Below are 1,225 nucleotides of genomic sequence, written 5' to 3'. Positions count from 1 at the left end.
GGTTAAAGCTACCCAAGAGGCGGCCAAAGACGGGAGAAATGATAATAAGGTTATATTCAAATTGTATGAGATATCAGTGCACAACTCTAAGGCGACCATTCCAATGAAGTGCATCGCCCAAACACCGCCACCTAATGCGATACTACCGATTAAGATCGAGATACGTTTACGTGTGGGTGTTGCATTATATGCTTGATGGGCTATTTGAAATCCCATGTATGAAGATAATATTGCTATACACAATGAAATAATGACTAGCCATGGATTATAGCTAGAAAGGGCAAATAAGTTGTATTCATTGTATTCAAAAAGCAATGATATTTGTTCAGTCATATAGTCAGCACCGACTTAAAATAAAAAAATATGCTGTAATAGCATTAAAGTAGTTTGATTTTCTAATTTCTAGACCATGTGAATCTATAAGATAATTGGCGCAGTGTAAGAAGGGAAAACAGCAGTAACTTTCGACCTTAATTCCTTATTATTAGCCTCATCCTATGAGATAAAATGTCTCGTTAGATAATCTTGTACTTAGTATGTAACCTAATGACCGAATAGACGGTCTGGTTCTCTTATATTGGTAATATTATATATCTATCGGCAGGTGTGATAAAAAATGAAGTTTTTTCTAAAAATTTATTTTTATCAAACCATGATTAACAAGTTGAGCTTAGACTTTAGTGTCAAACGTATGTTACAGCAATTAAAATAGTTCAATTTTTATACTTTTTAAACAAGAGTTTATAAAAAATTATATTTTTACTTTAAATATGCAAATATTTGATAAAGGGGGGGTGCCAATAGTGTTTATTGGCACAGGTTTGAATTACGCTTTTTCACGCTGTTTCATTTTTTGCGCTTGTTTAATCGCTCTGTTTTCTTCTAGCTGACTCACTGCATCTGAACCAATATGGTTTTGACCGCGCTGCTCAGATAAACGAATTTGCTTTTCACGCTCAAGAAAACGTTGTTTTTGCTCTTCAGAAAGTGAATCATGACATTGATGACAGCTAACGCCTTGCATGTATTTGTCTGATTTTTTATCTTCTTCGGTAATAGGTAAGCGACAACCGTGGCATTGGTCATATTGACCTTTTTCTAGCTGGTGGTTCACTGATACGCGATTATCGAAAACAAAACACTCGCCTTTCCACATAGTTTCTTCTTCAGGTACTTCTTCTAGGTATTTTAATACACCGCCTTCTAAGTGGTAAACTTCATCAAA

Annotated in this window: 1 protein-coding gene and 1 pseudogene; both read right to left on the bottom strand. The window is 34.9% G+C overall.

From position 1 onward, the window contains the following. A partial coding sequence (locus DS885_RS10645) for an MHYT domain-containing protein (RefSeq protein ID WP_147232349.1) occupies window positions 1-333 on the bottom strand: 333 nt, incomplete at its 3' end. Between the two features lie 493 nt (window positions 334-826). Further along, window positions 827-1,225, bottom strand: a pseudogene (locus DS885_RS17790) (rhodanese-related sulfurtransferase); the annotation flags it as partial.

The sequence above is a fragment of the Psychromonas sp. B3M02 genome, assembly GCF_003318165.1.
Taxonomy (GTDB): domain Bacteria; phylum Pseudomonadota; class Gammaproteobacteria; order Enterobacterales; family Psychromonadaceae; genus Psychromonas.
Note: the sequence above shows the minus strand (reverse complement) of the source record. Positions and strands in the feature narration are given on the sequence as shown.